The 7403-nt window shown below is 69.1% G+C and carries 5 protein-coding genes and 1 tRNA gene; 3 read left to right on the top strand and 3 right to left on the bottom strand.

The window, feature by feature from the left end; genetic code table 11:
• Together J0695_RS12490 and J0695_RS12485 are read left to right on the top strand one after the other, a co-directional pair.
• On the top strand, positions 1-440 hold a 440-nt coding region (locus J0695_RS12490; protein ID WP_206962061.1), incomplete at its 5' end, for a PQQ-binding-like beta-propeller repeat protein.
• A gap of 185 nt (positions 441-625) precedes the next feature.
• Complete coding sequence (locus tag J0695_RS12485; RefSeq protein ID WP_242552555.1) at positions 626-1081, top strand: HPP family protein; 456 nt, start codon at positions 626-628, stop codon at positions 1079-1081.
• Positions 1082-1147: 66 nt separating this feature from the next.
• Here J0695_RS12485 and J0695_RS12480 read toward each other — a convergent pair whose 3' ends face one another.
• From J0695_RS12480 to J0695_RS12470, 3 genes are all read right to left on the bottom strand, one after another.
• Positions 1148-5314 carry a carboxypeptidase regulatory-like domain-containing protein gene (locus J0695_RS12480; RefSeq protein WP_307798581.1) on the bottom strand — a complete coding sequence of 1389 codons (4167 nt, stop codon included), beginning with the start codon at positions 5312-5314 and terminating at the stop codon, positions 1148-1150.
• A 528-nt stretch (positions 5315-5842) separates the two neighbouring features.
• Entirely contained in the window at positions 5843-6559 is a 717-nt protein-coding gene (locus tag J0695_RS12475; RefSeq protein ID WP_206962059.1) for a 3-keto-5-aminohexanoate cleavage protein, read from the bottom strand.
• Between the two features lie 147 nt (positions 6560-6706).
• A tRNA-Pro gene (locus J0695_RS12470) sits at positions 6707-6780 on the bottom strand.
• A gap of 102 nt (positions 6781-6882) precedes the next feature.
• On the opposite strand from J0695_RS12470, the gene J0695_RS12465 reads away from it, so the two are divergent.
• The gene (locus J0695_RS12465) at positions 6883-7368 is read left to right on the top strand and encodes a DUF309 domain-containing protein (protein WP_206962058.1); all 486 of its coding nucleotides are present in this window, start codon (positions 6883-6885) and stop codon (positions 7366-7368) included.
• Positions 7369-7403: the final 35 nt, after the last annotated feature.

Genomic DNA, 7403 nt, shown 5'->3' with positions numbered 1-7403 from the left:
GCGTCCCGTGGGTCGCCGTCGACGCGGCAGCCGGACTCGTCTACGCCGCGGCCTGGAACCAGGACACCGCCGGCTCCACCGACCGGCTCGTCGTCTTCAGCCTCAACGACCTGCGGACGCTGCCCGCCGGGTCACCGCTCCCCGTGCGCCGTACGGTCAAGCTGTCGCGCCCTCTCAGCAGGATCCAGGGCGCCACCCTTCTCCGGGGCAGTCTGTACGCCTCGGTGGACATCTCCGGCGACAAGTCCGTGTACGCGATCGACCCCGCCACGGGCGCCGTCACCTGGGAGTTCGCCCAGGACGTCGAACCGGGCGACGAGACGGAGGGCATCACCGCGCTCGACCTGGGCCCGTCCGGCGGCCAGCTCCACATCCTCAATGTGGGCTCCGGCTGGAAGTCCGTATTCCTCTACCTGCAGCACTACGCGACGGCCGGCTGACCCTTCCTCTACAGAATCCCATACTGTATACAAAAGGAGGTAGGCGGCGGTCCCCGCATGGGCGCTGCGCCAAGTCCGCCCTGTGCAGGAGGGGATCAATCGGCATGGCCTCAACCGCCACTGCTCAGAAGAGTGTTGCCACTTCCGGCCCCGAACCCTGGTACCGGAGCAGATCCCCCTCACGGATGCCGTCGCGCGCACTCCTGATCGCCACCGCTTCCTCGGTCGGCGCGCTCGTCCTCCTGGTGGCGGTGGGCTCCTGGTGGGGACAGACGCTGCTGATCCCTCCGCTCGCGGCGAGCATCTCGCTGGTGACGGCCGCATCGGCGACACCGCTCGGCCAGCCGCGCAATGTGATCGGCGGCCAACTGGTGTCCGCGGTGACCGGATTCCTGGTCCTGTCCGTGGGCGGCGCCAACAAGTGGAGCGCTGCGGTCGCGGGCGGGCTTGCGGTCGGCGTCATGCTGGTCCTGCGGGTGACACATTCGCCCGCCGCGGCGACCGCCGTGATCGTGGCGCTCACCGGCCCCGATCCGCTTCCGTTCCTCGGCCTGCTGGTTGTGGCCTCGGTGCTGCTGGTGGCGGTGGGGGTGATCAACGCACGCGCTGCCCGGCAGCCGTACCCCGTCTACTGGTGGTGAGCGGCCCTGAGTGTGCAGTCCGGTGTGCGTGGCGGGCCCGGCACGAGGCCGGACCCGCCACGTCTTCTAGGACTTCTTCAGAGTGAAGTCCGTGGTCACCGTTCCCTTCTTGACGACCTTGACCGTGGCCACCTTCGGGGCGTAACCGTCCTTGGCGACGATCACGGTGAGGGGGTTGTTACGGGCATCGAGCCAGAGCGCGTAGTGACCGTCCTTGTCGGTGATGAGGGTGTACGAGGACGCCCACGAGTCGATCTGGACGGTGGCTCCCTTGAGCGGCGCGGAACCCGCCGATGATGTGCCGAGGATCGTTCCGGTGATCTTGCCCCAGGTGTTGGGCGGGGCAACCGTCATGGTGACGGGGACCGAGGCCACCGTGTACGGGGTGTTGGCGGAGATGCCGATCTGGGCCGCGTAGGCACCCGGCTGGGTGATCTCGTCGACCGAGGCCTTCACCGACACCGCGACCGCGACGCTGGCTCCCGGAGCGAGTTTGAACTCCGAGGTGTCCAACGACAGCCAGCTGACGTCCGAACCGCCGGTCTGGTCGTAACCGGCGAGCAGTTCCACAGCGGTGGACGGGGTGCTGGGTGCGTTGGCGCCACCGACCTTGTAGAAGCCCGGGGCGCCGCCGCCGCGGTAGGTCGCCACGTCGGCGTTGGGCAGGGACGACCAGGTTCCTGCGGCCGGGTCGTAGGCGTAACCCGCGTTGGTGAGGGCTGCGCCACTGACGCCGGATGAGATCAGGAGCAGTCCGTTGGCCGCTGTGCAGGACGAGCCCCACAGGGTCTTCGGCATGTCCGGAAGGGCCGACCAGGAATCGGCGGCCGGGTCGTAGACGTACGCGGACTTCAGCTCACCGGCGCTGTTGGTGCCGCCCGAGCAGTACAGCAGTCCGCTGATGCTGCCGCAGGACTCCCAGGCGACGCTCTCCGGGTAGTTTGCCGCCGTGGACCACGAGTTGGCCGACGGGTCGTAGACCGTCACCGATGCGGAACCGCAGGCGGTGGTGCAGCCGCCGACCGAGTAGAGCTTGCCGTTCAGGACCGCGGAGCCCGCGCCCGCCAGCGGAGCCGGCGAAGAGGCGCCGGTCGACCACGTGTTGGTGGCGGGGTCGTAGATCTCCAGCTTGGCGTCCGGGGCCCCACTGGCACCCCACCCGCCGACGGCGTACAGCTTGCCGTTGATGAAGCCGCGGGCCGGAGCCTCCCGCGTGTCGGCCGCGTCGGCCAGCTTCGTCCAGCCGGTCTCGGCCTCATAGGAGTACAGGGTCCTGGTGTCGTCCGCACCGTCGTAGCCGAACGCCGAGTAGATCTTGCCGTTGTCGGCGGCGACCGCGTTGTCCATGCGGGCGTCGGGCAGATCAGCCACGGTCTGCCAGGCATCGCCGCCCTCGGCCGGAGCCACCGCGGCACCGGCGGACCTGCCCGCCTGACTCTTGGCCGACAGAGGCGAATAATCCCCCTTCTTGCTGATCAGCGGAGCACCCGGGACCGCCGGTGTGAAGGCGCCGGACTTCTCGGCCAGCTTGACGGTCGCGTCGGCACCGCCGGTGTTCTTGATCGTGACGGTCTTGGCCGCCGAACCTCCCCACGCCACCGGGGCGTTGACCGCGGCGGGTGTCACCTTGAGACGCCCGGCCTTGAGGGAGAAGTCCTTGGTCACCGTCGAGTCGGCGGCGAAGACCACGGCCTTGGACGCGCTGGTGTACTTGGGCTTCGCGGCGGTCACGGTCTGCTTGCCGACCGGTGCGAAGGCCCAGTAGAAGCCGTCGCCGAGCGCCGTGTCGTCCGGGGTGGCGGCCGAGGTGGTGCTCACGGCGCCGTCACCGGTGCCGTTGAGCGTGCTCCCGACGATGCCGTCGCCGGTGTTGGCGTCGTCGACCTGCCCGACGACAAGACCGCCGGGGACGGTGGAGACGCTGCGGGAGCCGATGAACACGTCGTCGACCTGCCACCACCAGCCGAACTTGCCGGTGAAGTGGAACCGCACCCGGACGTCGGACTTGCCCGCGTAGCCGGTGAGCGGAACGGTGATCTTGGAACCGGTGACAGCGGTGGTGTGCGAGGAGACCGTGGACCAGGTGGTGCCGCCGTCCGAGCTCACCTCGACTTCGGCCTTCTGGTTGGAGAACGTCTTATAGCTGGTCCGGTAGCCGAGTTCGGGCAGATCCGTGCCCGAGAAGTCGTAGGACGGGCTGGTCAGCGTGGAATCCTGGGTCTTGCCGCTGCCCGCCTTGTCGCTGTCCACGATGGCGAAGGCACCCTTGCCGCCGGTGGTGTTCGACCGGTTGCCCGGGTCGTCGAACTCCCATCCTCCGGTGGTGCCTTCGGCGTTGACGACGGTCCAGCCCTCAGGGGCCGACGTGGTCGAGTCGAAGGGCTCGGTGGTGCCCACATCCGCCGCCGTGTACCCGGGCGCGGTGCCCGCCCAGGCGTCCACCGGCAGGCTCACATTGGCGGAGACCGCCGAGTCGCCCACGGTGACGGCCTTGGTGGCGCTCTGGTAACCGGGGTAGTTGCTGGTGACCTTCAGGGTGTAGGTCTTGCCGGCCGGGAGGTCGACCGAGTAGGCGCCGGTGGCCGGGTCGGTCTCGACCGGCGCGCCGGGTACACCGTCGACGGTGACCGCCGCATAGAGCGGCCAGCCGTGGCCGGAACCATCAGTGACCTTGCCGGAGACGGTCCGGTTCGGGACCGGGGTGAGCGCGAGGCTCTTGGTCACCGAGCCTCCGTCGGTGATCTCGACGCCGGAGAAGGTGGCCGTGGTGTAGCCGTAGGCGGCGACCTTCAGGTCGTAGGTGCCGGGCGTCAGCGTCAGCGAATAGGTGCCGTCCGCCCCGGACCTGGCCTGGGAGTCACCCGCGGTGATCTCCGCACCTGCGACCGGGGCACCGGTGGCGCTGCTGGTGACGGTGCCGCTCAGTACGCCGTGCGGACCGTTCCGGAACGCCTGCACGCCGTTGGGCGTACCGAGTCCGGTCGGACCGTCCCAGCCCGTACCCGCGGTGCACAGTCTGGCCGGGGTGCAGGAGCCGTTGTTGCCGTCGACGACGTCGTTCAGACCGCTGCCGCCCGCCGCGTAGGGGTACGCGGCCGGGTAGGTGCCCGCCGGCGGGGTGCCGGCCGCGGCGTACACACCGGCGATGATCGGCGAGGAGGCGCTGGTGCCGCCGTAGACGGCCCAGCCGCCCCCGCCGTAGGTCTGGTAGACCGAGACACCGGTCAACGGGTCGGCGACCGCGGAGACATCGGAGACCGCGCGCTTGTCGCAATCGGTGACGACGCTCGCCTGCCAGGCGGGCCTGTCCTCGTACACCGAGCAGCCCGAGCCCGGACCGCCGTGGCTGTTGAACCAGACCGACTCGGACCAGCCACGCGTGCTGGAGGAGTCCTGCTTCAGGGCGGTACCGCCCACAGAGGTCACGTACTGCGAGGCCGCCGGGTAGGAGACACCGTAGGCACTGTCGCCCGAGGAGGCGACCACCGCGACACCCGGGTGGTTGTAGTGGGCGTCGAATTCGGTGGTCTCCGACGGGTCCTCACCACTGCCGGGGGTGCTGTCGTAGCCCGTGCCGTAGGAGTTCGAGACGAACTTGGCACCCTGCGCGACCGCTTGGTCGACCGAGGCGCCCATGTCCTCGAAGCTGGCGGAGTCGGCCTCCACCAGGACGATCTTCGCGTACGGCGCTGCTGCCGAGACCATGTCCAGGTCGAGCGAGATCTCACCGGCCCAGCCGCTGTCGGCCGCCGGGTAGTCGGTGCCGCCCCGCTGGTCGACCTTCTTGAAGCAGCCGTTGTCCGTGGTGCAGGCGGACAGTCCGTACTGCGCCCGGTAGACCGCGAGGTCCTCCTCGGCGGTCGGGTCGTCGTAGGCGTCGACGATGGCGATCGTCTGGCCCGCTCCGCCGTCGGCCGGCAGGTTGTAGGCGCCCTGGAGTGCGGTGGCGCCCCAGCCGCTCGGGGTGGCGGCGTTGGGCTGGACTCCTTCCTTGCCGGCCACGTCGGTGCGGCGCAGCGCGAAGCAGCGGACCTCTCCGGCGGCGGGTTCGGCGCAGGAGGCCTCTACGGACGGTTTGGTGTTGACATCAGTGTTGGCAGAAGCCGCCGCGCTCGCCGCAGGAGCGGCGAGCCCCATGACGGCGATGGCGGAGGCCCCGGCCAGGGCGGTCAGCCCGGTCCAGGCCGATCTTCTCCGTCTGAAAGCCGGTCTCGATATACCGGTGACAGTCAATTGCGTGTCTCCCATGTGATGCACGGGTCGACCACACGCTTTACAGGTCGACGGCGAATTATATTCGCCGCTCACCAATTAGTCGGCAGCTGTGCGTCACCTGTCAATGGCGGCATTGTTAATTATTCTACGTTTCCCTTACAGTCCTGAACGGGGCTATTTTTGAGCGAATCGAGAGAAAAGCGACGCTCGGGGATTTCAATGGTCTAGGCATCCGGCAGAGTCGGATTCAGCCACGCGGCACGCTCCTGACGGCCCCAGGAGCCTCACCGGAGAGGCGTCACCAGGGCTCTCTCCGGCGGCAGGCGCGGCTCAGCAATCCCTTTCGGACAATCGCCTATACAAGTTGTACACATGTACCGGATCTCTGCTTGCAGAGGTTATGTTGAAAATGCGAGCCGGTTCGGCACCTGCCCAGCGGGCCGCCAAACAACAGGGAAATCAGAGGTTTATCCGTGGCAGGCCGGGAAAATACCTGCAGGGACCGGAAAGCAAACCCCTGGCACAGCCGCGCGGGGCATCGCCCTCCTACGCCTTCTGGATCACAGCTCGCGCCGCCCGGATCAGGTCGGCGTTGCTCGTGGCGGGCGTCCCATCGGGCAGCAGGAGTACGTCCTCCAGGCCGATGCGGGTGGCCAGCCCGCGGGCGACCGCTGTGCTCAGGACGGCCCAGGCCGCGGCCTCCTCTCCGTGGAGGAGGATCGGCCGGTCCGTACCGCTGAGGGCGTTCAGGAGCGAGGCGGCGACGCCCGGGGCGAAGAGCGGGTCGGTGTCGGTGACTTCGGCCAGTACACGGAGCACGCGGTGCGCGTGCGGCCAGGCGAGGAATCGCCGGGCGGCGTCGGTTCCGGAGTAGATGCCGGCTTCGATGCCGATGCCGCGCCGCAGCAGCGTCTCGGCGACGGTGGCGGCGCCGTCCTCGTGCCAGTTCACGGAGGCGTGGTCGGGAAGCACGGTCCAGGAGCCGATGAGTCCGGCCCGCTGCCCGGCATCCGGCTGTGTCCACGCTCCGGTGGTCACGCCGACGGGGATGTCCGGTACGGCCGCGCGCACGGCGGCGACCGCGGCGTCCACATGGGCCGGTTCGAGAGTGTCCTGGCCGTCGTGGTTCTTGGGGTGGAGGTGAATGTCCTCGGCTCCGGCGTGGACAGCCTCGCGAGCGGCTTCCGCCAGCTCGTGAGGGGTCACGGGGAGGTGGGCGGACTCGGTCCGGGTCCTGGCGCCGTTCAGACAGACCTGCAGCATGTGGCGATCGTCGCAGGTCTTTGCAGGGCCACGCGCAGCAGTTGGCCGGACCCCGGCCACCGGGATCGAGTCCCCCATGTCGCCGAAAACGATCAGGGGCCGATTCAGATTGCTCTGAATCGGCCCCTGATCCACGACTCTTTCGAGTCGGGACGACAGGATTTGAACCTGCGACCCCTTGACCCCCAGTCAAGTGCGCTACCAAGCTGCGCCACGTCCCGATGCCCGTCTGACCTGGTGTTTCCCTCGGCCTGACCTGCATGAGAACCATACATCAATCCGGGCGTGCGACTGACTCCGCCGGGACACGCGACAATCGGCGGATGAACGACAAGCGGGACAGGGACGAAGAGGGGCGGGCGCGCAACGCCCGTCCGCGCGACGGCCTCGGACGGCCACTGCCGTACGGGACTCCCGGTGTCGAGCGCCAGCCTGAGGGAGTGACCCGCCGCCCCGCCGAGACGGTGCACGAGGCGCAGCGGCTGCTGGACGCCGGGATGCCGTTCCATGCGCATGAGGTGTTCGAGGACGCGTGGAAGTCGGGGCCCGAGGAGGAACGCGCCCTCTGGCGTGGGCTGGCACAGCTCGCCGTCGGGCTCACTCATGCCGCACGGGGCAACACCGCAGGCGGGGCACGGCTCCTGCGGAGGGGCGCGGGCTGGGCGGATGCGTACGGGGAGCGTGTGCCGTACGGGATCGATCTCAACGGGCTCTCAGCCTGGGCACAGGGTCTCGCCGGGCGGCTCGAAGCGGTGGACGGTGTCCGCGTCGACGCCAAGGAGGAGGCTCCCCGGCTGATGGGCGGGTAGCGTGCCGGGCAGCACGGGGAGCCTCCTCCTTGGCG

It is taken from the genome of Streptomyces beijiangensis, from assembly GCF_017315755.1.
Classification (GTDB): Bacteria; Actinomycetota; Actinomycetes; order Streptomycetales; family Streptomycetaceae; genus Streptomyces; species Streptomyces beijiangensis.
This window is presented reverse-complemented; position numbering and strand designations above follow the sequence as displayed.